The organism is Brevibacillus sp. SIMBA_040 (assembly GCF_046535075.1).
In the GTDB taxonomy this organism is placed as follows: Bacteria; Bacillota; Bacilli; order Brevibacillales; family Brevibacillaceae; genus Brevibacillus.
In genome coordinates this window covers 1-273 of record NZ_JAWRXI010000182.1, presented here as the reverse complement: position 1 = coordinate 273, position 273 = coordinate 1, and the positions used below count along the sequence as shown (strand labels likewise).

The window sequence follows — 273 nt, the reverse complement described above, 5'->3', positions numbered from 1 at the left end:
AGTACGGCGTGACGGCCGACGAGGCGCATCGATTCGGATTGCCGTGCGGCGGTACGCTCGAACTGGTTGTCGAGCCGCTGACCGAAGCGTCGACGCTGGCGGAAGTGCTGGATGCGACATCGGCTGGCAAAACAGTGCGGCGCACGCTCGATATTGTTACCGGCGAAGCGACGCTTCACGAGGCATCGGTTCTGGCTGGCACATCGTTCGATGGACGCTATCTGGAATCTGTTTTCGGACCGAGGTTGAGGCTGGTCCTGATCGGGGCCGGGC

General features: G+C 62.6%; 1 protein-coding gene. It reads left to right on the top strand.

Annotated elements, in window-relative coordinates:
- On the top strand, positions 1-273 hold a 273-nt coding region (locus tag SB752_RS32465), incomplete at both ends, for an XdhC family protein (RefSeq protein ID WP_410719507.1).